Origin of the sequence: Anoxybacillus sp. P3H1B (assembly GCF_001560855.1) — a bacterium.
In the GTDB taxonomy this organism is placed as follows: domain Bacteria; phylum Bacillota; class Bacilli; order Bacillales; family Anoxybacillaceae; genus Anoxybacteroides; species Anoxybacteroides rupiense.
In genome coordinates, this window is sequence record NZ_LPUG01000011.1 from 135,166 (window position 1) to 157,761 (window position 22,596).

Annotated in this window: 25 protein-coding genes; 19 read left to right on the plus strand and 6 right to left on the minus strand. The window is 42.1% G+C overall.

Features of this window, described 5'->3' with window-relative positions; all coding sequences use genetic code 11:
* Nucleotides 1–8: 8 nt before the first annotated feature.
* Nucleotides 9–740, minus strand: coding sequence for a sulfite exporter TauE/SafE family protein (locus AT864_RS04785; RefSeq protein WP_066147035.1), 732 nt, complete (start codon nt 738–740; stop codon nt 9–11).
* Between the two features lie 127 nt (nt 741–867).
* Here AT864_RS04785 and AT864_RS04790 point away from each other — a divergent pair, with 127 nt between their 5' ends.
* The 7 genes from AT864_RS04790 to AT864_RS04820 all read left to right on the plus strand — a co-directional run bounded on the left by AT864_RS04790 (nt 868) and on the right by AT864_RS04820 (nt 6,477).
* A complete protein-coding gene (locus AT864_RS04790; RefSeq protein WP_066147037.1) occupies nt 868–1,731 on the plus strand; it encodes a LysR family transcriptional regulator in 864 nt (287 codons plus the stop codon).
* Between the two features lie 71 nt (nt 1,732–1,802).
* The gene (gene dapD, locus AT864_RS04795) at nt 1,803–2,513 is read left to right on the plus strand and encodes a 2,3,4,5-tetrahydropyridine-2,6-dicarboxylate N-acetyltransferase (protein WP_044746656.1); all 711 of its coding nucleotides are present in this window, start codon (nt 1,803–1,805) and stop codon (nt 2,511–2,513) included.
* 110 nt (nt 2,514–2,623) lie between these two features.
* Complete coding sequence (locus AT864_RS04800) at nt 2,624–3,748, plus strand: N-acetyldiaminopimelate deacetylase (RefSeq protein WP_066147041.1); 1,125 nt, start codon at nt 2,624–2,626, stop codon at nt 3,746–3,748.
* 58 nt (nt 3,749–3,806) lie between these two features.
* Entirely contained in the window at nt 3,807–4,049 is a 243-nt protein-coding gene (locus AT864_RS04805) for a YkuS family protein (protein WP_044746772.1), read from the plus strand.
* Between the two features lie 598 nt (nt 4,050–4,647).
* The gene (locus AT864_RS04810) at nt 4,648–5,190 is read left to right on the plus strand and encodes a peroxiredoxin (RefSeq protein ID WP_044746654.1); all 543 of its coding nucleotides are present in this window, start codon (nt 4,648–4,650) and stop codon (nt 5,188–5,190) included.
* Between the two features lie 54 nt (nt 5,191–5,244).
* A complete protein-coding gene (locus AT864_RS04815) occupies nt 5,245–5,700 on the plus strand; it encodes a TlpA disulfide reductase family protein (RefSeq protein ID WP_066147044.1) in 456 nt (151 codons plus the stop codon).
* A 111-nt stretch (nt 5,701–5,811) separates the two neighbouring features.
* Complete coding sequence (locus tag AT864_RS04820; RefSeq protein WP_236631808.1) at nt 5,812–6,477, plus strand: TrkA family potassium uptake protein; 666 nt, start codon at nt 5,812–5,814, stop codon at nt 6,475–6,477.
* Nucleotides 6,478–6,719: 242 nt separating this feature from the next.
* Here AT864_RS04820 and rnjA read toward each other — a convergent pair whose 3' ends face one another.
* Together rnjA and AT864_RS18105 are read right to left on the minus strand one after the other, a co-directional pair.
* Nucleotides 6,720–8,387, minus strand: a complete 1,668-nt coding sequence (gene rnjA, locus AT864_RS04825; protein WP_044746771.1) for a ribonuclease J1 — start codon at nt 8,385–8,387, stop codon at nt 6,720–6,722.
* Between the two features lie 3 nt (nt 8,388–8,390).
* Nucleotides 8,391–8,600, minus strand: coding sequence for a DNA-dependent RNA polymerase subunit epsilon (locus tag AT864_RS18105; protein WP_044746652.1), 210 nt, complete (start codon nt 8,598–8,600; stop codon nt 8,391–8,393).
* 478 nt (nt 8,601–9,078) lie between these two features.
* On the opposite strand from AT864_RS18105, the gene AT864_RS04835 reads away from it, so the two are divergent.
* Complete coding sequence (locus AT864_RS04835) at nt 9,079–9,852, plus strand: Cof-type HAD-IIB family hydrolase (protein WP_044746770.1); 774 nt, start codon at nt 9,079–9,081, stop codon at nt 9,850–9,852.
* Nucleotides 9,853–9,884: 32 nt separating this feature from the next.
* Here AT864_RS04835 and def read toward each other — a convergent pair whose 3' ends face one another.
* Nucleotides 9,885–10,439 carry a peptide deformylase gene (gene def, locus AT864_RS04840; protein WP_044746651.1) on the minus strand — a complete coding sequence of 185 codons (555 nt, stop codon included), beginning with the start codon at nt 10,437–10,439 and terminating at the stop codon, nt 9,885–9,887.
* A gap of 510 nt (nt 10,440–10,949) precedes the next feature.
* On the opposite strand from def, the gene AT864_RS04850 reads away from it, so the two are divergent.
* The 6 genes from AT864_RS04850 (at nt 10,950) to AT864_RS04875 (ending at nt 17,113) form a co-directional block, all read left to right on the plus strand.
* Nucleotides 10,950–11,522, plus strand: coding sequence for a YkyA family protein (locus AT864_RS04850; RefSeq protein ID WP_197430997.1), 573 nt, complete (start codon nt 10,950–10,952; stop codon nt 11,520–11,522).
* 375 nt (nt 11,523–11,897) lie between these two features.
* Entirely contained in the window at nt 11,898–13,007 is a 1,110-nt protein-coding gene (gene pdhA, locus AT864_RS04855) for a pyruvate dehydrogenase (acetyl-transferring) E1 component subunit alpha (RefSeq protein ID WP_044746649.1), read from the plus strand.
* 3 nt (nt 13,008–13,010) lie between these two features.
* Nucleotides 13,011–13,988: an alpha-ketoacid dehydrogenase subunit beta gene (locus AT864_RS04860; protein ID WP_066147049.1), complete on the plus strand. Its 978-nt coding sequence runs from the start codon at nt 13,011–13,013 to the stop codon at nt 13,986–13,988.
* 61 nt (nt 13,989–14,049) lie between these two features.
* Nucleotides 14,050–15,348, plus strand: coding sequence for a dihydrolipoamide acetyltransferase family protein (locus AT864_RS04865; protein WP_066147054.1), 1,299 nt, complete (start codon nt 14,050–14,052; stop codon nt 15,346–15,348).
* Between the two features lie 4 nt (nt 15,349–15,352).
* Nucleotides 15,353–16,762 (plus strand): dihydrolipoyl dehydrogenase, encoded by a 1,410-nt coding sequence (gene lpdA / locus AT864_RS04870; RefSeq protein WP_066147056.1) that lies wholly within the window; start codon nt 15,353–15,355, stop codon nt 16,760–16,762.
* 114 nt (nt 16,763–16,876) lie between these two features.
* Nucleotides 16,877–17,113 carry a hypothetical protein gene (locus tag AT864_RS04875; protein ID WP_066147058.1) on the plus strand — a complete coding sequence of 79 codons (237 nt, stop codon included), beginning with the start codon at nt 16,877–16,879 and terminating at the stop codon, nt 17,111–17,113.
* Between the two features lie 594 nt (nt 17,114–17,707).
* Here AT864_RS04875 and AT864_RS04880 read toward each other — a convergent pair.
* Nucleotides 17,708–18,127 carry a DUF1885 family protein gene (locus tag AT864_RS04880; RefSeq protein ID WP_066147059.1) on the minus strand — a complete coding sequence of 140 codons (420 nt, stop codon included), beginning with the start codon at nt 18,125–18,127 and terminating at the stop codon, nt 17,708–17,710.
* A 112-nt stretch (nt 18,128–18,239) separates the two neighbouring features.
* Between AT864_RS04880 and AT864_RS04885 the strand changes: the two genes are divergently transcribed.
* Nucleotides 18,240–18,542 carry a DUF3055 domain-containing protein gene (locus AT864_RS04885; RefSeq protein ID WP_044746643.1) on the plus strand — a complete coding sequence of 101 codons (303 nt, stop codon included), beginning with the start codon at nt 18,240–18,242 and terminating at the stop codon, nt 18,540–18,542.
* Nucleotides 18,543–18,692: 150 nt separating this feature from the next.
* Nucleotides 18,693–18,815: a GapA-binding peptide SR1P gene (locus AT864_RS04890; protein ID WP_044746642.1), complete on the plus strand. Its 123-nt coding sequence runs from the start codon at nt 18,693–18,695 to the stop codon at nt 18,813–18,815.
* Between the two features lie 259 nt (nt 18,816–19,074).
* On the opposite strand, the gene AT864_RS04895 is transcribed toward AT864_RS04890, so the two are convergent.
* Entirely contained in the window at nt 19,075–20,544 is a 1,470-nt protein-coding gene (locus AT864_RS04895) for an aminotransferase class I/II-fold pyridoxal phosphate-dependent enzyme (protein WP_066147699.1), read from the minus strand.
* Nucleotides 20,545–21,019: 475 nt separating this feature from the next.
* Between AT864_RS04895 and AT864_RS04900 the strand changes: the two genes are divergently transcribed.
* The 3 genes from AT864_RS04900 (at nt 21,020) to AT864_RS04910 (ending at nt 22,591) form a co-directional block, all read left to right on the plus strand.
* The gene (locus AT864_RS04900) at nt 21,020–21,979 is read left to right on the plus strand and encodes a nitronate monooxygenase family protein (protein WP_066147061.1); all 960 of its coding nucleotides are present in this window, start codon (nt 21,020–21,022) and stop codon (nt 21,977–21,979) included.
* Nucleotides 21,980–21,999: 20 nt separating this feature from the next.
* Nucleotides 22,000–22,278, plus strand: coding sequence for a UPF0223 family protein (locus AT864_RS04905; protein WP_044746768.1), 279 nt, complete (start codon nt 22,000–22,002; stop codon nt 22,276–22,278).
* Nucleotides 22,279–22,402: 124 nt separating this feature from the next.
* Nucleotides 22,403–22,591 carry a hypothetical protein gene (locus AT864_RS04910; RefSeq protein WP_044746640.1) on the plus strand — a complete coding sequence of 63 codons (189 nt, stop codon included), beginning with the start codon at nt 22,403–22,405 and terminating at the stop codon, nt 22,589–22,591.
* Nucleotides 22,592–22,596: the final 5 nt, after the last annotated feature.

The window sequence follows — 22,596 nt, forward strand, 5'->3', positions numbered from 1 at the left end:
AGCGTGCTTTACCCGATCATTTTAAAAACAAGCTGAATAATCAGCAGGAATGTGACGATATTTAAAATGAGTGACAAGTGTTCTTGTTTTAGCTTTTGGGCAAGTCTGACAGACACTTGTGCACCAATGACGGACCCTAGCCCTAAAAAAGGGGCGATATGCCAGTTCACATGGCCGGCGTACAAATACGTGGCAAAGGCGCCAAAGCAGCTGATAAACGTTTGGAATCGCGTAAAGGCGATCGCCGATAAATAGTCAAGTCCTGTTGACAAATAAGTATACATTAATAACGTGGCTTGACCTGGACCGAACATTCCGTCGTAGACGCTAATTCCATAAAGCGGCGCATATAATTTTTTCGAAAAAACGGCTGACCGCTGCTGCGTCATCTTTTTTCGAAAAAACTGCAGGCTGAGAGCAAATGTCAACAACGCAATGGCGATAGCCGTCATGGTTTTTTCAGGCAGGGATGAAGCAAGCAATCCGCCTGTAATCCCCCCTCCTAAGCTGATCGGAACGATAAAAGCGGTTTGCTTCCAGCCGATTTTTCCTTCGCCAAGAAGTACAAAAAAGCTTGAAAATGAACTGATCATATTGGAAAATTTAGCGGCGGCGATCGCTTGATGGACAGGTACGCCTGTTAAAAGCAGGACAGGCATGCCAATTAAGCCACCACCGCCGGCCAGAGTTCCGACAAACGATGTTAATGCCCCGATGACGATAAATAAGGCATAGTCCATATGCAACCGTCCTCTCCTTGGTTTAGTATTTTCTACTATCATCATATACAATTTAATGGTATAAGGAAATTTCATAAAAATAAACAAGAATGATAAGCAAAACTTATCAGAAAGAGGCAATGGGTGCATGACTGAATATGAATGGCTTGTGATTTTAGCTGAGGAGCTGAACATGCGCAAAGCAGCGGCAAGATTATATGTAAGCCCATCAGCTCTTTCTCAACGTTTGCAGACGCTTGAAAATGACTGGAATACAAAAATTTTCGTTCGAACACCTCGCGGGCTGATTTTGACACCGGCTGGAGAGAGAATTGTCCAGCTGGCCAAAGAAATCGTGCAAGCGACTGAGCAAGTAAAAGAGGAAGTCGAGCAAATGGATGGACGGGCGAGCGGGACGTTAAGGTTAGCAGTCGTTTCTATTGCTGCCCAGCACTGGCTTCCATCCATCTTAAAACGGTTTACCGAGCGATATCCGAACGTCAAAATTGCGTTAGTTACAGGATGGACAAGCAATATTATGGAATGGATGTATCAAAACGATTTTCATATCGGGATCGTGCGCGGTGTTCCCCATTGGAACGGCATCAAGCATTTTTTGTTTGCTGATCGGCTGTATTTAATCGATCAAAAAATTAACGGTCTTGAGCAGCTGCCCAAAACCGATCGACCGTTTATTCAGTTTAAAAGCGATTCCACCTATTTTCTCCATATTCAACAATGGTGGCATGAACAATTTGAAACACCGCCTGAACGGACAATGGTTGTTGATCAAATTGAGACGTGCAAACAGTTGGCTTATCATGGGATCGGTTATGCGATTTTGCCGGAAATAGCGCTTCATGATTTAGACGATTCTATGAACAAAATTCCGCTAAAGGATCGAACGGGGCGATTGATGGAGAGAGGTACGTGGCTTATCGGTGCAGATACCGCGTGGCAGCTTCCGCAAGTACAAGCGTTTTATCAAGTGGTCCGAGAGCTGATGGACTGAATTGGTGCTTGTCAGCGCAGGCTTTGTTTTGCTAAAGTAAAGGAATAAGAGAATAAAAGGAGGATGCTGACATGAAAATGATGGATGCAAATGAAATTATTGCGTTTATTCAAAATAGTAAAAAAGCGACGCCAGTCAAAGTATACATAAAAGGAAATCTTGAAGGATTAGATTTTGGAACCGGCTCAAAAGCGTTTATAACGGGAAATGCTGGAGTCGTGTTTGGTGAATGGCAGGAAATTCAAGCGGTGATGGAAGCGAATAAAGACCGCATTGAAGATTATGTTGTGGAAAATGACCGCCGCAACTCTGCTATTCCATTGCTTGATTTAAAAGGAATTAAAGCTCGCATTGAACCGGGTGCGATTATTCGCGATCAGGTTGAGATCGGCGATAATGCGGTCATTATGATGGGGGCTGTTATTAACATTGGCGCAGTTGTTGGCGAAGGAACGATGATTGATATGAATGCAGTGCTTGGTGGTCGGGCAACGGTAGGTAAGAATTGCCATGTTGGTGCTGGAGCGGTATTGGCAGGAGTGATTGAACCGCCTTCAGCGAAGCCGGTCATTGTAGAGGATGACGTAGTGATTGGCGCGAATGCCGTTATTTTAGAAGGGGTAACGGTTGGAAAAGGCGCAGTTGTTGCAGCCGGCGCGGTGGTAATCGATGATGTGCCTCCTTATTCTGTTGTGGCAGGGGTACCAGCTCGTGTGATTAAACAAATTGATGAAAAAACAAAAGCCAAAACAGAAATTAAGCAAGAATTGCGCCAACTATAAAAGTGGTGTTGTTCCGTTTTCAAAGGCTATCTATCAATATACCCGTTAAGGCGAAACAGCCAAGCGAAGCGTGGAGATGCTCCACGCTTTTTTACGAGGAGGAGAAAAGCATGGTAAGCCCATTTGTATCGATTCGCCGTGATTTGCATAAAATTCCTGAATTGGGGTTTCAAGAGTTTAAAACTCAGCAATATTTATTAAATTATATTGCGTCATTGCCGCAGGAAAGGTTGGAAATTCAAACATGGAAAACAGGTATTTTTGTAAAAATCAATGGCCTTCAGCCGACAAAAACGATTGCCTACCGCGCGGATATTGACGGACTTCCCATTCATGAAGAAACAGAACTTCCCTATCGTTCTCAACATGAAGGAAAAATGCACGCTTGCGGACATGATTTTCATATGAGTATTGCTTTGGGTGTATTAACCCATTTTGTGCATCATCCCATTCGTGATGATTTATTATTTATTTTTCAGCCAGCCGAAGAAGGTCCAGGCGGTGCGTTGCCGATGCTTCAAAGCGAGCCCATGCAGCAGTGGCGGCCAGATATGATTATCGCACTGCATATAGCACCGGAATATCCTGTTGGTACGATTGCTATAAAAGCAGGATTGCTATTTGCCAATACATCAGAACTGTTCATTGATTTAAAAGGAAAAGGTGGACATGCGGCATTTCCTCATCTAGCAAATGATATGGTCGTCGCCGCCTGCGCTCTTGTTACACAACTTCAATCAATTGTAGCGCGCAACGTTGACCCACTTGACAGCGCTGTTATCACCATCGGGAAAATTTCGGGAGGAACGGTGCAAAACGTAATTGCTGAGAATGCGCGTTTAGAAGGAACGATTCGCACACTATCAGCAGAATCTATGAAAAAAGTGAAAGAGAGAATTGAATCTCTTGTTAAAGGAATGGAAATCGCCTATCAATGTGAAGCATCGATTGATTATGGCTCCATGTACTACCAAGTATATAATAACGAAAAACTGACGAAAGAGTTCATGACATTTGTGCAGCAGCATTCTGATATTCACATGATAGAATGTCGAGAGGCCATGACAGGAGAAGACTTTGGCTATATGCTTGCCGAAATTCCAGGGTTTATGTTTTGGCTTGGTGTAGAATCAGAATACGGGTTGCATCATGCAAGGTTAAATCCGAACGAACTTGCGATTGATCAAGCCATTTCCTTGCTGGCATCTTATATTGGATGGAAAGGAAATAATTAGAATGGCATATTTTCCTCTCCGATAAGGCACATTATGTGAATGAGGAGGTGGATGAATGATGGCAAAGATTGGGGTAGAACCATCGTTAACAAATGTTCAACAAGCATTAAAAGAAAGAGGTCATGAAGTGATTGCACTTCAACAGGAAAGTGATGCAAAAGGATGCGATTGCTGCGTTGTGACTGGCCAGGATTCAAATGTGATGGGCATCCAAAATGCTGTATCCTCAGCTTCTGTTATTGAAGCGAGCGGTTTGACCGCAGACGAGGTTTGCCAAAAAGTCGAGGAGAAGTTACGCTAATCAAGCGTCTCGTAAATCAACAGCTTTTGAAAAAAGACTAGGCGCCTTCCTAGTCTTTTTTTGCTCTCAATCGTTTGCATGCAAGTGACATATAGATACCACTTGATGTGTCAGCATTTGTTTCCGAGTGACCTAGTGATCATTGATTCTGGCGCTTGGCCATGTTTTGGCGTGGTCGGGACAAATCGTTGACTTGTTCTCCAAACGACGAAAAGCGGGGCTTTGGAATGGGCTATAAGCCTAATCTTCTAATGGGATCTATGTATAAAGTCCACGATGCAAGCATGTCAATCGATTAGAAAACGATGATATGGATATAGAAAAAATAGTGAGCGAATTATAATCACTAGAATAATGGCGATCAGTTTGATCAGCGCGCTATCTGTGTTTTGGCTCATAACATTTTCATGGAATCGTGAGTGTTTGGTCTGTTGTGAATGAATAGGGATGTTAAGAAGTCGCTCAACAGCTTTTCAGAATCGATTATTATATAATCTTTCATAACCATATAGCTTTTTGTATAATTTTTCCGCATATATGGTATACCATTGAGGAAATATATAATATTTTCTCAATCTAAAATGATGGAGGGATACATATGGCAGAGCGTATGGTAGGTAAGCAGGCTCCTCGTTTTGAAATGAAAGCTGTTTTACCTAACGGAGATTTTGGCATGGTCAGCTTAGAAGAAAATATCAAAAATAATAAATGGACGGTTCTTTTCTTCTATCCATTAGATTTCACGTTCGTGTGTTCAACAGAAATCACCGCTATTTCTGAACGCTATGAAGAATTTGAAGATTTAGATGCGGTTGTCATTGGTGCTTCTACAGACTCTGTATATTCTCATAAAGCATGGATAAATATGTCGCGCACAGAAAATGGCCTTGGAAAGATTAAGTATTCATTAGCAGCGGATACAAATCATCAAGTATCCCGTGACTATGGCGTACTTATTGAGGAGGAAGGAGTCGCGCTTTGCGGTTTATTCGTTATTGATCCAGAGGGAGAGCTAAAATACGCAGTCGCACATCATAACGATATCGGTCGTAATGTGGATGAAGTATTGCGCGTTCTGCAAGCGCTGCAAACAGGCCAGCTTTGCCCGGCAAACCCGAGGCAAAAAACGCTGGAGGTATAATCGAAGAAGGTCTAACAACATCATGTTAGACCTTCGTTTACGAGGAGGGATATGATGAAATTACGTGAGACAATGCCTACATTGAACGGAGCAACAGCTTATGTAAATGGCACTGTTACAAACGAGGATTTGATCGGAAAAAAACCGACGCTTATTCATTTCTGGTCCGTAAGCTGCCATGTTTGCAAGGAAGCGATGCCGCAAGTCAATGAATTTCGCAATCGCTATAAGGATGTATTAAATGTGGTGGCTGTACATATGCCACGCTCGGAAAGAGATTTAGATATTGATCTAGTCAGAAGAACGGCAGAAGAACATGGCATGACACAGCCGATTTTAGTAGACAATGAACACCATATTACGGATGCATTTGAAAACCAATACGTTCCTGCTTACTATGTATTCGATGCAGAAGGAAAACTGCGCCATTTTCAAGCGGGTGGAAGCGGAATGAAGATGCTGGAAAAACGCGTCAATCGAGTGCTGGAGGAAAAGCAAAAAGCAGAATAAAGCTCCAAAAGGAACGATACCGCTCGTTCCTTTTTGATTTGCATTTTTTGTCATAACGTATTACATTAACAAGAGAAGATCATGTTGCGATGTGAAATTGGAGGAATACATGTGAAAAAAAAGCAGTTTGCTGTAATTGGATTAGGTCGATTTGGCGGCAGTATTTGCCGTACATTAAGTGAACAAGGGATGGAAGTGCTTGCGATTGATATTGATGAGGATCGCGTCAATGAATATGCCTCCATTGCTTCACATGCTGTGGTAGGAGATTCAACTGATGAGGCCGTGCTGAAAAGCTTAGGCATTCGCAATTTTGACCATGTGATTGTTGCGATCGGCGACAATATCCAGGCAAGCATTTTAACGACGTTAATTTTAAAAGAGCTTGGGGTGCAAAATATTACCGTAAAAGCTACCAACGACTATCATGAAAAAGTATTGAAAAAAATCGGAGCCGACCAAATTGTTCATCCAGAGCGCGATATGGGAGAAAGAATTGCACACAGCATTATTTCGAATAATGTTCTTGATTATTTAGAGCTTTCTGATGTTCATAGCATTGTTGAAATTGCAGCAAGCCATCGCCTTGAGGGCCATTCATTACTGGAGTTGGATATTCGGGCGCGTTATGGGATCAATATTGTTGCGATTAAGCGAGGCAATGAAGTTATTGTTTCTCCGTTGGCCTCTGAAATGATTCGAAAAGGGGACATATTGGTTGTCATCGGCGCCGACGAAGATATTGACCGCTTTGAAGCAAAAGTGGTGAGCGGCTAAAAGCATAGGAGGAAACGAACCGCTGCTGTTTTGTATCAATACGTGGCATAAGACAATGATTTTCCTCGTTTTTCAGCCGCCCTTCATGTCTTGCTTATGGCGCTTTTTTAGATGTTAAGAGAGGCTGAAACGTATAATCCATCCAAAAGCAGAAGGTTGTCTTTTCGCCGAGTGGTTGTTTCAAACCGGGAATATGGAAAGCAAAAAGCAGGGAGACTCTCCCTGCTTTTTGCTGTTTCTGATTAGATCTCCATAATAATTGGCAAAATCATCGGCTTGCGCTTTGTTTTTTCATACAAAAACGGCGCAAGAGTATCTGTGATTTCATTTTTGATTTCTGACCATTGATTGGTTTTCCGTTCAAGCACTTTTTCAAGATGTTTTGTAATTAATGCTTGAGCATCGCTAATTAAATCGCCAGATTCCCGCATATAAACAAAACCGCGTGAAATGATATCGGGACCAGCCGCGATTTTGAATTCTTTCATATTGATGCTGACAACGACAATCACAAGGCCTTCCTCAGAAAGAATACGACGGTCGCGAAGCACGATATTGCCGATGTCTCCAATGCCGCTGCCATCAATATAAACAGATCCGGACGGAACTTTACCGACGATTCCTGCTTCCTCTGCACTTAGACCAAGCACTTCGCCGTTGTCCATAATAAAGCAGTTCTCTTCAGGAACCCCGCAGTCAACAGCAAGCTTCGCATGCATTTTTTGCATTCGGTATTCTCCGTGAATCGGCATAAAATATTTTGGCTTCATTAAACGAATCATTAACTTTTGCTCTTCCTGCCCACCGTGACCGGATGTATGGATATCATTTAACGGTCCATGAATCACTTCGGCACCGGCTCGATACAGCATGTTAATCGTACGGTTCACGCTGACCGTGTTTCCAGGGATTGGGGAGGATGAAAAGACAACTGTATCCCCAGGAATAATTTGAATTTGCCGATGCGTGCCGTTGGCGATGCGAGATAATGCTGCCATTGGTTCTCCTTGGCTTCCTGTACATAAAATCGTGACGCGATGGGCTGGGAGGCGATTGATTTGTCCGGCATCAATAAATGTATCCTTTGGACATTTGATGTAGCCAAGTCCTTGTCCAATCTCAATGGCTGCCTCCATGCTGCGGCCGAATACAGCGATTTTTCGATTATTAAGTACTGCAGCTTCAGTTACTTGCTGCAAACGATGGATGTTAGAAGCGAATGTGGCAAAAATAATCCGGCCTTGAACTTTGCGGAAAATATCATGGATGCTTTCACCGACGCGGCGTTCTGACATTGTAAAATGTGGAATTTCGCTATTGGTGCTGTCGGATAGCAAGCATAGAACACCTTCTTTTCCGATTTCAGCCATTTTTGTTAAATTGGCTGGTTCACCTACTGGAGTGAAATCGAACTTGAAATCACCTGTATGCACGATTTGCCCCGCTGGAGTTTTTACGACAATCCCATAGCTATCCGGAATGCTGTGAGTGGTCCGGAAAAACGTAACGGCTGTCTTTTGGAAACGGATCACATCATCCTCTTTAATTTCAATGAGCTTTGTTTGGCTTAATAATCCGTGCTCTTCTAGTTTATTGCGAATGAGTCCTAAAGCAAGCTTTCCACCGTATATTGGAACGTTCACTTGACGAAGCAAATAGGGGATACCGCCAATATGGTCTTCATGACCATGAGTGATAAATAATCCTTTAATCTTTTCTGCATTTTTGACTAAATAACTGTAATCAGGAATAACATAATCAATACCGAGCAGTTCATCTTCCGGGAATTTAATTCCCGCGTCAATGATAATAATTTCGTCTTGGAATTGTACGCCATATGTATTTTTTCCGATCTCGCCTAATCCGCCGAGCGCAAATACACCAACTTGGTTTTCTTTTAAAAACTTCATCATCTAAATCTCCAGTACATTAAAATTTGGGCTTTGTTTTTCATATTCTAAATGAGCGCCCTCAAGAGGCTGAATATATTCAATGTTGATTGCGCGATTTTTAAGTTTTTGGCGTACTTCCCGTTCTGATTCCGCTTCGATATACAGCGTGTTTGTTTTTTCTCTTACAGGCACTTCGTCAAGATTTTCTTGATAAAACACTTTAAAAATCATTGTAAAACCTCTCCTTACTAACCGATAATTTCCCTAACTTTTTTATTATATATAAAATATAGTTGATTTTCATGCTTTTTATTTTGGACACGGCACATGTTCCAAGCAGCGCTGCCTTTTACTTCTATCATCTTTGACGAAACTCCGAGCTTTCATTCATGTCTTTCATTTTAAAAGAAGCCCTTCTTTGTTCTTAAGAAGGGCTGTCCGGTTAAGCGATTGATTTTTTACGGAGCAAATCTTTCCATTGTTGGAGCAATTTTTTCTTGAGCTTCTTCAACATCTCTCATCACTCCCTACTTTTTATTGTACTCATTTCTTGTCGAAAGTAAATGTCCACTTTTTTTATTTAGTATATGAAGATTAAGAAGGGTTTTTCATGGTGAAAGCTGGAAGATTTTTTGTTTGACATTCCTGCTTTTTTTCATTAACGTAATGATGAAGAAATGCAATGATTTTTTATAAAGGTGAGAAAACGATGAAGAAAATTGTATTTTTTGATATTGATGGCACACTGCTTGATGAAAACAAAGAATTGCCGGCTTCTACTGTGCAAGCTATTCAGAAGCTTAAAACATCGGGAGTGTATGTAGCGATTGCGACAGGAAGAGCTCCTTTTATGTTTGAAAATTTGCGGAAGAAATTAGGAATCGATTCCTTTGTCAGCTTTAATGGTCAATATGTCGTTTTTGAAGACGAGGTCATTTATAAAAATCCTTTGCATCGTTCTAAGTTGCATGAATTGAAAGAGCGTGCTCATGAGAATGGGCATCCGCTTGTGTTTATGGATGCCGAAAGGATGAGGGCGAGCGTTGAAGAACATCCATATATTCATGTAAGTATGGAAAGCCTAAAATTTTCTCATCCTCCATTTGATCCGCTTTACTATGAGCAGCGCGATATTTATCAAGCGCTTTTGTTTTGCAAACCAGAGGAAGAGCATGTCTATATCACATCGTATCCTGAGTTTCATTTTGTGCGTTGGCATAACGTATCTACAGATGTATTGCCGTTTGGTGGTTCGAAAGCGGAAGGAATTCGCAGGCTGATCGAACGAGTCGGCATTGACAAAGAGGATGTTTATGCATTTGGCGATGGGCTAAATGATATCGAAATGCTTCAGTTTGTCGGTACAGGTGTGGCTATGGGAAATGCCAATGAGAAAGTGAAAGAAGTGGCTAATTTTGTAACAAAGCGAGTGGATGAAGAAGGGATTTTATACGGACTGAAGCAGCTCGAGCTGATTAAGTAAAAAGAAGGGCGGTCCGCCCTTCTTTTTACGCTTTATCGTTCAATCGGAATCGCATTTTCTGGTGCTTTGAAAGGGTTTTCTTGATCGATGTGATCATAAAACATGATACCGTTTAAGTGGTCAATTTCGTGCTGGAAGACAATGGCCGGATATCCTTTTAAGCGCAAAGTGATATTTTCGCCTTCAAGGGTTGTACCGGTAACCGTAATTCGGGCATAACGCGGTACATATCCGGGAACGTTGCGGTCAACAGACAAGCATCCTTCTCCGCTTGTTAAATAGCAGAGCTGAACGGAATGGCTTATGATTTTTGGATTAAACAGACCATAGCTATATAGCGTTCCTTTTTCATCATGGGCATGAACAGCAATCATTCGTTTTAAGACGTTAATTTGTGGGGCTGCTAATCCAACGCCGGGACGCAGTCCATATTTTGCCGCCGTCTCTGGATCTTGGCTCATTTTTAAGTATTCCAGCATGCTTCGCAAAAGGTCCTGCTCTTCCTTAGAAGCAGGCAAAGCAACTGGTTCAGCAACGGCCCGTAAAGCCGGATGGCCTTCGCGAACAATATCTTTCATGGTAATCATCGCTTATCACTCCTTGTATAATGAAATCATATCAAGCGTGTTGATGATTGAATAAAAACAAATGAACAGTACTGAATTCCTCGCTTTTCTGCTTCAGTAGAAAAGCGGATGGTGAGCCATATCATCTGTTTTAAAGTAAAATAATGGACCATCAACACTAGTGAAATAATATCTGTGCAACTGAAAGATCAAAAAATGATCTGTGAACAATCGACGATTGGAGGCAAGCTTCGGACCTGTTTTCGCCACATATTCGCGTGACAAAGACGCGGAACACGCCGCTTTCAGACCCATTCACGGGGGTATGAAGCGACCCCCCACCGTCGAAAACAATACCATATTATATAGAAGAATTAAATGTTTTTCATCTATAATAGTCTATCAAACAAATTTGTGTATCGTAAATAAACATACGATAAAATGGGTCAGGAAAGAAGGGAATGAAAGATGAAGCAAGCTAAACTATTTTTTCTGATTCTTTGTCTGATGGTTTTCGTGCAAGGGTGCAAGATGTTAGCACCTGAAAAAGAAGTGATGGATGCGCTGGAAAAAATGGCTAAATACGAGGACAAAATGAACGAAGAGCATGAACAGCTTGTCCGTCTCGAACAGGAGCAGACAAAGCTGTACAACGAGATCATGGATCTTGGAATGAAACGATTTTCTGAAGTGTCCAAATTATCACGAAAGGCTCAAGTGCTTATTGAAAAAAGAAACAAACAAATAGAGGAAGAATATAAAAACATTGAAAAGGCTGAGGAACAATTAACCATCGTGAAGGAAAGACTTTCACACGTACAAGATGAAACAATGAAAAAACAGGCGAGTCCCTTGATAGAAATTATCGGTAAGCGGTACGATGCGTACAAGTCAGTATATGATCACTATCATAAAGCGTTAGCGCTAGAAAAGGAATTTTATCGTCTTCTTGAAGATGAGCATGTAACGTTAGAAAAGCTGCAACACCAAACGGACCAAATTAATCGTGCATATAAAGAACTGCTCTCAGCCAATGACCAATTTAATCATTATACGGAACAGTATAATCAAGAAAAGAAGCGATTATATCGTGAATGGAAATAGCTGTCGAAAAGGCAGCTTTTTTTAATGCCTTAATATACTATAACAGAATATAACACAACATCATTTATATATTATAACAGATTGTTTTCGTTTACAATATATGTATGGGGACGATTCGAGAAATCAAAGTAATTGACGGATGGGTTAAGAAGGTGTAAACTTGAAGTTGCAAATAATCATTGTACTAATTTTATTTGTAAAAACATTGATACAGTTTTTTTGATTCTCGTAATCCTGCCACATCATGTGCAGACGGCCGGCAAATATTGTCTGTTTATAGCGGAATTTGGGTAAATTAATGCTGTATGAAAGTGCTTGCAGATGCTTGGTATGGTTGATTTTACTTTATATACAAGAAAGGTAGAGGTGAATGGAATGGGTGCGAAAACATCCGTATTCAATTTGAAGAAGCAGCTCGAAAAAGTGGCTGAGCAATTTCCGACTTTCCAAATCTTAAACGAAGAAGGCGAAGTTGTAAACGAAGCAGCGATGCCGAATTTAAGCGATGAGCAACTAAAAGAATTAATGCGTCGAATGGTTTATACACGCGTGCTTGATCAACGTTCGATCTCGTTAAACCGCCAAGGACGCTTAGGATTTTATGCGCCAACGGCTGGTCAAGAAGCAAGCCAGCTTGCAAGCCAATTTGCGCTTGAAAAAGAAGATTTCATTTTGCCTGGTTATCGTGATGTACCGCAAATGATTTGGCATGGACTTCCGCTTTATCAAGCCTTTTTATTCTCGCGTGGCCATTTTCATGGCAATCAGATTCCTGAAGGCGTTAACGTATTGCCGCCACAAATTATTATCGGAGCGCAAATCATTCAAACAGCCGGCGTTGCTTTAGGAATGAAAAAGCGCGGCAAAAAAGCGGTAGCCATTACATACACAGGCGATGGCGGAGCTTCCCAAGGCGATTTTTATGAAGGAATGAACTTTGCCGGAGCGTTTAAAGCCCCTGCTATTTTTGTTGTGCAAAACAACCGTTTTGCGATTTCGACCCCAGTAGAAAAGCAATCAGCAGCAAAAACGATCGCTCAAAAAGCCGCAGCAGCGGGTATTCCTGGCATTCAAGTGGATGGCATGGATCCATTAGCTGTTTACGTAGCTGTGCGTGAAGCTCGTGAGCGCGCGGTTAATGGGGAAGGTCCAACGCTGATCGAAACATTGTGCTTCCGTTACGGTCCACATACAATGGCTGGGGACGATCCAACTCGTTACCGCACAAAAGAACTTGAAAACGAGTGGGAGAAAAAAGATCCGATCGTTCGCTTCCGCAAGTTTTTGGAGAAAAAAGGTCTTTGGAGCGAAGCTGAAGAAAACAGCGTAATTGAGCAAGCGAAAGAAGATATTAAAGAAGCGATCAAAAAAGCAGACGAAACAGCGAAACAAAAAGTAACGGATTTAATGAGCATCATGTATGAAGAGATGCCGTTTCATTTAAAAGAACAATATGAAATTTATAAAGAGAAGGAGTCGAAATAGGCCATGGCGCAAATGACAATGATTCAAGCAATCACGGATGCATTGCGCATCGAATTAAAAAACGATCCGAACGTGTTGGTGTTTGGGGAAGACGTTGGAGTAAACGGCGGCGTATTCCGCGCGACAGAAGGCTTGCAAGCGGAATTTGGGGAAGAACGTGTATTTGATACACCGCTTGCTGAATCTGGAATTGGCGGTCTTGCGATCGGTCTTGCGCTCGAAGGATTTCGTCCGGTTCCTGAAATTCAGTTTTTTGGCTTCGTATATGAGGTCATGGATTCCATTTCCGGACAAATGGCTCGTATGCGCTATCGTTCAGGTGGACGCTACCATGCTCCAATTACGATTCGTTCTCCATTCGGCGGCGGCGTTCATACACCTGAATTGCATGCGGACAGCTTAGAAGGATTAGTAGCACAGCAGCCTGGATTAAAAGTGGTTATTCCTTCTACTCCATATGATGCAAAAGGATTGTTGATTTCTGCCATTCGTGATAACGATCCAGTTATTTTCTTGGAGCACATGAAATTATATCGCTCATTCCGCCAAGAAGTTCCAGAAGGAGAATACACCATCCCGATTGGCAAAGCGGATATTAAGCGGGAAGGAAAAGATGTATCCATTATTGCTTACGGCGCGATGGTTCATGAATCATTAAAAGCAGCAACAGAACTTGAAAAAGAAGGGATTTCTGCAGAAGTGATCGATTTGCGCACCGTTCAGCCATTAGATATTGAAACGATTATCGGATCTGTAGAAAAAACAGGCAGAGCTGTTGTTGTTCAAGAAGCACAAAAACAAGCGGGAATTGCTGCGAATGTGGTAGCGGAAATTAATGAACGCGCGATTTTAAGCCTAGAGGCTCCGGTATTGCGCGTAGCAGCTCCAGATACGGTTTATCCATTCTCTCAAGCAGAGCCTGTTTGGTTGCCAAGCTTCAAAGATGTGATCGAAACGGTGAAAAAAGTCATGAATTTCTAAGCGAAAGAGGAGGAAAATTCCTCCTCTAGCACATTGGAAACAATTAGGAGGTCGACAAACAGTGGCGTTTGAATTTAAATTACCAGATATCGGCGAGGGCATTCATGAAGGCGAGATTGTCAAATGGTTTGTGAAGCCTGGGGATGAAGTCAACGAAGACGATGTGCTTTGTGAAGTGCAAAACGATAAAGCGGTTGTAGAAATCCCTTCTCCTGTCAAAGGAAAAGTGCTCGAAATTTTAGTAGACGAAGGAACGGTTGCAACGGTTGGTCAAACATTAATTAAATTTGACGCACCGGGGTACGAAAACTTAAAATTTAAGGGACAGGATCATGACGAACCAAAAGCAGCAGAAGAGCCAAAGCAGGAAGCTGCTCCAGCGCAGGAAGCCTCTTCAGCGGCGGCTGAAGCGGACCCGAATCGCCGCGTCATTGCGATGCCATCTGTACGGAAATACGCTCGGGAAAAAGGAATTGACATCCGTCTTGTGCAAGGGACAGGAAAAAATGGTCGTATTTTTAAAAGCGATATTGATGCATTTTTAGCGGGAGGTGCCGCAACGCCGAAAGCAGAAGCTTCTTCAACAGCTCCAGCAGAGCAATCAGAAGAAAAAGCGGCGTCAAAAGCAGCACCACAACCAGCTGTGCTTGAGGGAGAGTTCCCTGAAACACGCGAGAAAATGAGCGGTATCCGTCGCGCAATTGCTAAAGCGATGGTTAACTCTAAGCATACGGCTCCACATGTCACATTGATGGACGAAGTAGATGTGACAAAATTGGTGGCACACCGCAAGAAATTCAAAGATCTTGCAGCACAGAAAGGAATCAAACTCACATTCCTTCCTTATGTTGTAAAAGCATTAACATCGGCATTGCGTGAATTTCCAACGCTGAATACGTCGATTGATGATGCTACAGAAGAAATTGTCCACAAGCATTATTACAATATTGGCATAGCGGCTGACACAGATAAAGGCCTTCTTGTTCCTGTTGTGAAGCATGCGGATCGTAAATCAATGTTTGCAATTGCCAAAGAAATTAACGAGCTTGCAACAAAAGCGCGCGAAGGTAAGCTTCTTCCAGCTGAAATGAAAGGCGCGTCCTGCACGATTACGAATATTGGTTCTGCTGGGGGACAATGGTTCACACCGGTTATTAACCATCCGGAAGTAGCGATTTTGGGTATTGGCCGTATTTCTGAAAAACCTATCGTTCGCGATGGAGAAATTGTCATTGCTCCGGTATTAGCCTTGTCATTAAGCTTTGACCATCGCATGATTGACGGAGCAACAGCACAAAATGCATTGAACCATATTAAACGTCTGTTAAATGATCCAGAATTATTATTAATGGAGGCGTAAAACAATGGTAGTCGGTGATTTTGCAATCGAAACAGAAACTCTTGTCGTTGGCGCAGGGCCTGGTGGATATGTTGCTGCCATTCGCGCAGCTCAATTGGGCCAAAAGGTAACAATTGTTGAAAAGGCGAACCTAGGCGGTGTTTGCTTAAATGTAGGATGCATCCCATCCAAGGCTTTAATTTCAGCTGCTCATCGCTACGAAGCGGCGAAGCATTCAGAGGACATGGGAATTAAAGCGGAGAATGTCACAGTTGACTTCACAAAAGTGCAAGAATGGAAAGCTAGCGTTGTAAAAAAATTAACTGGCGGCGTTGAAGGGCTTCTAAAAGGAAATAAGGTTGAGATTGTCCGCGGCGAGGCTTATTTTGTTGATGCTAACACGGTGCGTGTGATGACAGAAAACAGCGCACAAACATATAAATTCAAAAACGCGATTATTGCGACAGGCTCTCGTCCCATTGAGCTTCCAGCATTCAAATTTTCGAAGCGCGTCCTTGATTCAACAGGGGCATTAAATCTCCCTGAAATTCCAAAATCCATGGTTGTCATCGGCGGTGGATATATCGGAACAGAATTAGGCACAGCGTATGCGAACTTTGGCACACAAGTGACGATTCTTGAAGGTGCAGATGAAATTTTATCCGGTTTTGAAAAATCAATGAGCGCCATTGTTAAACGCCGCTTGAAGAAAAAAGGTGTAGAAATCTTTGCGAATGCGTTGGCAAAAGGTGTTGAGGAACGGGAAGACGGTGTAACGGTTACATTTGAAAGCAAAGGTGAAACGAAAACAATCGATGCGGACTATGTGCTTGTAACCGTTGGAAGACGTCCGAATACGGATGAACTTGGCCTAGAACAAGTAGGCATCAAAATGACAGAGCGCGGGCTCATTGAGGTTGACAAACAATGCCGCACAAGCGTTCCAAATATTTATGCGATTGGCGATATCGTTCAAGGCCCGCCGCTTGCTCATAAAGCGTCCTATGAAGGGAAAATTGCGGCAGAGGCGATTGCGGGACATCCATCTGAAATCGATTATTTAGCGATTCCTGCTGTTGTCTTCTCAGATCCTGAGTGTGCTTCTGTCGGATATTTTGAACAGCAAGCGAAGAATGAAGGAATTGAAGTTCTAACCGCTAAATTCCCATTTGCAGCAAACGGACGAGCGCTCGCATTAAACGATACGGATGGCTTTATGAAGCTTGTCGTGCGTAAAGAAGACGGTGTTGTAATCGGTGCGCAAATTGTTGGACCAAATGCCTCTGATATGATTGCTGAGCTTGGTCTTGCTATTGAAGCGGGAATGACGGCGGAAGATGTGGCCATGACGATTCATGCCCATCCAACATTAGGCGAGATTGCGATGGAAACAGCTGAAGCTGTTCTTGGCAGTCCGATTCATATTATTAAGTAAAAGCATCAAAGGATATCCCAGCAGAAGGGATGTCCTTTTTTTATCTATTGACTGCGACTAATTTTTCTTTTTGCTTCATATCGTTATGGTATAAAGAAAAAAGGGGATCGTCCAATGAAAGAATATGTTGTTTTTTTGTCGCAGATGATGATTTGGAGCAGCTTTTCACTCATTGAATGGTTGTCTGGCCGCGATCGCCCGCTGTTCCGGGGTTTGTTGCTTTGCATATTTTTGTATTTTGCTTTTTTGCTGGCGAGAAAAATGGGATTGCGCACAAAGAAAGCCATATGGATTACCTTGCTGACGGCGATTATTTATTTTAGTTGTCAGCGGCTTGTCTGGGAAGCATGATCGTTTGTAAATATAAATGGTTGTTCTGACAGAAGCCCATTGTTTTCCTCGTTCTTTTAGCCGACTTACAGGCTTTCTTAATCAGATCATAGATACGACAGAAGATGGACATACAGCTGATTCGAAAGCAGAATTCCCCTTTTGGACGGTTGGAGGAAAGGAGAGGCTGAAGCTCTGTTTCATCAATAAAGAAAACGATCGCTATTTGGCTATCGTTTCATTGATAAGCGCTTTTATATTCTGCGTCACTGGCTGCGCTTGTCCGCCCGTGAACAACTTGTTGATCAAGCAATGACAAGCCAGTCTGAAGTGGAATGAATGGGGGATCAAAATGATAGGGGACAAACATAAAAGTGTGGCTGAAAATACTAAATCATCTAGCTAAACGCAGGCTTTTCTGCCTTTGTCCTCAAACAGCGAACGCAAGTGAACGAGCCAGTTGGTGTTCTGATTTGAGAAAGTATGGTTAGGTTATAAACATGCGTAGTGGGCAAGCACATCGCTTGCCCACTACGGCACTAAGAATCAAGGGATGTCAATTAGACAATCAACATCCCTTGTACATAAAATTAAAATGGGATTTTCTCTATCATTTTATCGTTTATAAAAATACATGATGCGTCCATTAAATAAATGGAGTTCTCCTTCAAGCTTTTTGGCTAAAAATTTGCAAAATTCATTGGCCTTTCCTTTATCTCCGTGAGTGGCTCCGTTAGGGAGGGTAATTTGAATAAAGGAACTTGCTTCTGTTTCATTTTGCTGCGTTTGGCCGACACCAATGAAAATGGCTTGGTAGCGTCCATTTTTTCCTTTTAAATAAAGCCAAGAGCCGTTTTCAGTGTTCACTTCCATGATTTCATACGGAAAAGCAGCTTCTTTATATTCCCAACCTAATTGTTCTCCTGTCTTTTTTGTCATCTCTTGATATGAATCGAGCAGCTTTTTTACTTCTTCGAGCGTTACCGTCTTTTGCCGTGAAGCAGGAACGAGCTTTATGTATGCATGGGTTGACATAAATGATCACCTCTCTAATCGCATTTTAGCATTAGTAGAAAAAATTTTCTATTGATTTTTTAAATATACTGAATTATAATAAAATTCAGTATATTTAAAAGGAGGGGAGTTTATGGATTTAGTAGATAAGTTGTATGACGAACACGAACAAGTGAAGGTCCAATTTGTGGGATTTGCCACGAAGGACACACGCTATGATTTCGGAATCGTGTATACAAACTTGTTTTTTGGTAAACCGCTTGTCATTTGTATGCAAACTGGACGTTCCGCTCTCCTCGATCCAAGAGATGTAGAAAACCATGAATACTTACAGAATATTTTTCGTATTGATACAGCAAGTCAGACTGCCGATTTGGCTGATTTCTTTTCTGATCTTATTCCACCAGCACCGCTGCATCCCGAGTATGATTACTAAAACAGGAGAGAAAAAAAGCAGGCATCAATGCCTGCTTTTTTTGTATCTTTTTTTAAAAATGTGACATACAAAATAACCATTGACACCCTTAATGTGATATATTATTATTAAATCAGTCAGTCATTAAGTCATCATAAAGGAGTTGTATGGATGGGTACAATCGTTTGTCAAACGTGCAATTCGACAATTGGACATTTTGAAGATGAAAAAGTAACAACACTTTATGGAAAATGTGCAGAATGCACACATGACAAAATAGATGACAACCAATAAGTCACGGTCAAAAGATGGGGGAAGGGTTTCAAAATAAAGAAAACGCATGCGAACGGGAGAAGCATGCGTTTTTTTTGTTATAAAAAACACAGGCTGATCCATCGACTTGTGTTCTCAGGTTGTTGGCAAGTGCTTTCATTCTGCATCGATTGCCTGTCAGTTGTTTCAGACCGTTTGATATCGAAAAATATTGAAACGGCTGGATCTAAAAAAATAGTAGACAAAGTAAATCTCTACTTTGTCTACCACATGGTACTTTTTATAGGGATTGAACCTCTTTAATCACGCGCAATGTCTGCAGTGTATCATCTTCAGGCCCTTGCACCGGTAATCCTACTTCTAAATTCTTTTTAATGTAGGCTAAATTTTCTTCTGTAATAATTTCTCCAGGAATAAAAATGGGAATGCCTGGAGGATAAACCATCACAAATTCAGCGATAATTCTTCCAGCTGATTTTTCGAACGGTACGACTTCTGTGTCTGAATAAAACGCGTCGCGCGGCGTAAAAGCGAGAGAAGGAATATCCGGCAGCAATACTTTCGGTTTGATTCCTTTATCTGCTTGATGGCGAAACTCCTCTGATAAATGACGAAGAGCCGTTATCAAAATATCTGCTTCCTTCTCCGTGTCTCCAGGTGTGATAATACATAGAATATTGTATAAATCAGATAACTCTACTTCGATATTATACATTTGGCGCAGCCAGTTTTCGACGTCATAACCGGTTAGTCCAAGCTCTTTAACAGAAATAATTAATTTGGTTGGATCATAATCGTATGTTGCGGTTGTGCCTAAAATTTCTTTTCCTACACAGTACAAATGAGGAATTTGATTAATTTGCTCCCGGATCATTTCAGCTAGCTGAATGGCTTTTTCAGCAAGCTCTCGTCCCTCTGTGGCTAAGCGTTTGCGTGCGACATCTAAAGAAGCGAGCAGCAAATAGGACGTAGAGGTCGTCGTGAGCATACTTAAAATCGCTTGAACACGTTTAGCGGATACAAGCCCTTCGCGGACATTTAAAATAGAGCTTTGCGTCATCGAGCCGCCGAGCTTATGGACACTTGTTGCTGCCATATCCGCTCCCGCTTGCATGGCCGACATCGGCAATCTTTCATGAAAATGAATATGCACGCCATGCGCCTCGTCAACAAGAACGGGAACATGATAAGCGTGGGCGATGTCCACAATTTTTTTCAGATCGCCAGCAATGCCAAAATAAGTAGGGTTTATCACGAGTACTCCTTTTGCATCAGGATGCTGCCTTAAGGCATTTTCTACCGATTCTGGTGTAACTCCATGCGAAATGCCAAGATCTTTATCAACCTCAGGATGAATGAAAATCGGAGTCGCTCCAGAAAAAACGATCGCGGACATCACCGATTTATGCACATTGCGAGGAACAATGATTTTATCACCAGGACCTGCTACGGACATCACCATTGTCATAATTGCCCCGCTTGTTCCTTGTACAGAAAAAAACGTATAATCAGCACCAAAGGCCTCAGCTGCTAATTCTTGGGCGTGTTTAATGATGCCTTTTGGCTGGTGCAAATCGTCTAACGGTCCAATATTAATTAAGTCAATTGCTAATGCGTTTTCGCCGATAAAATGGCGAAATTGAGGATCCATTCCTGCTCCTTTTTTATGGCCCGGAATGTGAAATTGGATCGGATTTTTTTTCATATGTTCTAGCAGTCCGGTAAATAACGGCGTTTCATACTGTGACAATTCTTCCTCACACCTCTTTTTGCATAAAAATAAAACAAATGCATTATAGCACTTATTTATTTGTTTGCAAAGAATCATTTTTGACAAATCAGCCACCTTTTTTCTATAGGATTTTTGTCGCTTGCATCATGGCGTTTTTTCTCATGTATATAAGTAAAGGGTGATATGCGTGCAGTCTAAAAATCTCTAGAGAGTCAACGGTCAGTCACGCCTTGGCATGATCGATTCAGCATGTGATTGATAAATAACAAACAGATAAACAGGAAAATCGCCAGCTTATCAAGAAAGATAGTATACTTAATATAAAAATGCTTTTTGCATTTATAGGCTTTAGCGATCAGGACAGGCTGGTGATGGCTTGCGTTCATGCTAAAAGGAGGGCCGCAAATGCCTTTTTGTCGCTAGGACTATGATGAAAAAGGAGAAAAACTGGCTGCAATGAATGAACAGCCTTATCAAATGAGGAGGGAACAAGATGAGTTGGAAAACAAGAGTGACAGAACTGCTAGGGATTCAGTATCCAATTATACAAGGAGGATTGGCGTATTTGGCTTATGCTGATTTAGCGGCTGCCGTTTCTAATGCTGGAGGCTTAGGACAGATTACGGCGATGTCTCTTCCGTCTCCTGATGCTTTGCGCGCTGAGATCAAAAAAGTCAAAGAAAAAACCGATCGGCCGTTTGGAGTGAATTTCGCGATTGGGCAGCATGGGCGGCCATTTTCACACATGCTGGAGGCGGCCATTGAAGAGCAGGTACCGGTTATATCGGTTACAGGCGGAAACCCCGCTCCATTTTTCGAACAGCTAAAGGGAGTGAATGTGAAAAAGCTAGTGCTTGTTGCGGCTGTGCGGCAGGCGGTCAAAGCGGAGGAATTGGGCGCTGATGCAGTGATGGTGGTTGGGCAGGAAGGAGGCGGCCATTTAGGAAAATATGATATAGGAACCTTTGTATTGATTCCAAAAGTCGTCGATTCTGTATCGATTCCAGTGATTGCTTCGGGAGGAATTGGAGATGGCCGAGGGCTCATGGCTGCGTTAGCTCTTGGTGCAGAAGGGATTGAGATGGGCACGCGCTTCATTGCGACACAAGAATGTATCCACGCCCATCCGTTGTATAAAGAAATGCTTGTTAAGGGATCAGAAAGTGATACAGTTGTTATTAAACGCAGCTTAGGCGCTCCTGGACGGGCCATTGCCAATGAGTGGACGGAAAAAATTTTACAGATTGAGCAGCAAGGCGGAACATATGAGCAATTGAAAACATACATAAGCGGAGAAGCCAATCGCCGATTTATTTATGACGGAAAAACGAGTGAGGGGTTTGCGTGGGCAGGACAAGTAATGGGGCTGATTCATGATGTTCCGACTGTGGCAGAGCTGTTGGAGCGGATGATTCGGGAAGCGGAACAAATTCGCAACAAATGGACAAACTAACAGCGGAGGTGAAAAAGATCGTGGATTACTCATACCCATTTTCTTATGATTGGACAACGCAAGAGGTTATTGATGTGATTAAATTTTTTGAAGCGATTGAAACCGCATACGAACGGGGAATAGAGCGGGAACAATTCATGAGCCTGTACCGTCGATTTAAAGAAATTGTCCCGAGCAAAAGCGAGGAAAAAAAGCTTTGTGATGAGTTTGAAAAGGCGAGCGGGTATTCGTCTTATCAAGTGGTTAAAAAAGCAAAGGAAGCCAAAAATGGCGACTGGATTCAAGGAAATGAAAAATAATTAGACGAATACACAAATTTGTTGCATAGCCCCCTTTCTTGACATAAATATATATAAACAACAACTATCAGAAAATTTCGTTATTTGGGTCGAGAATGGACAAAAGAAAGGGGGAATGGTGTGAATGAAAAAAACAGTCAATTCATTAAAACGGTCGGATGGCGAAAGACGAATGGCGGTATTGCGCCTTGAACTTGATTATGAATTAGCGACTCTTTATGAGGCGATGGTGGAAAATGATGAAGAAAAAAAACAGGAATGCAAAAGAAAATTAGAGAGGCTGCGCCAAGAGTTTATGCGTCTTCAATTATAAAAAGA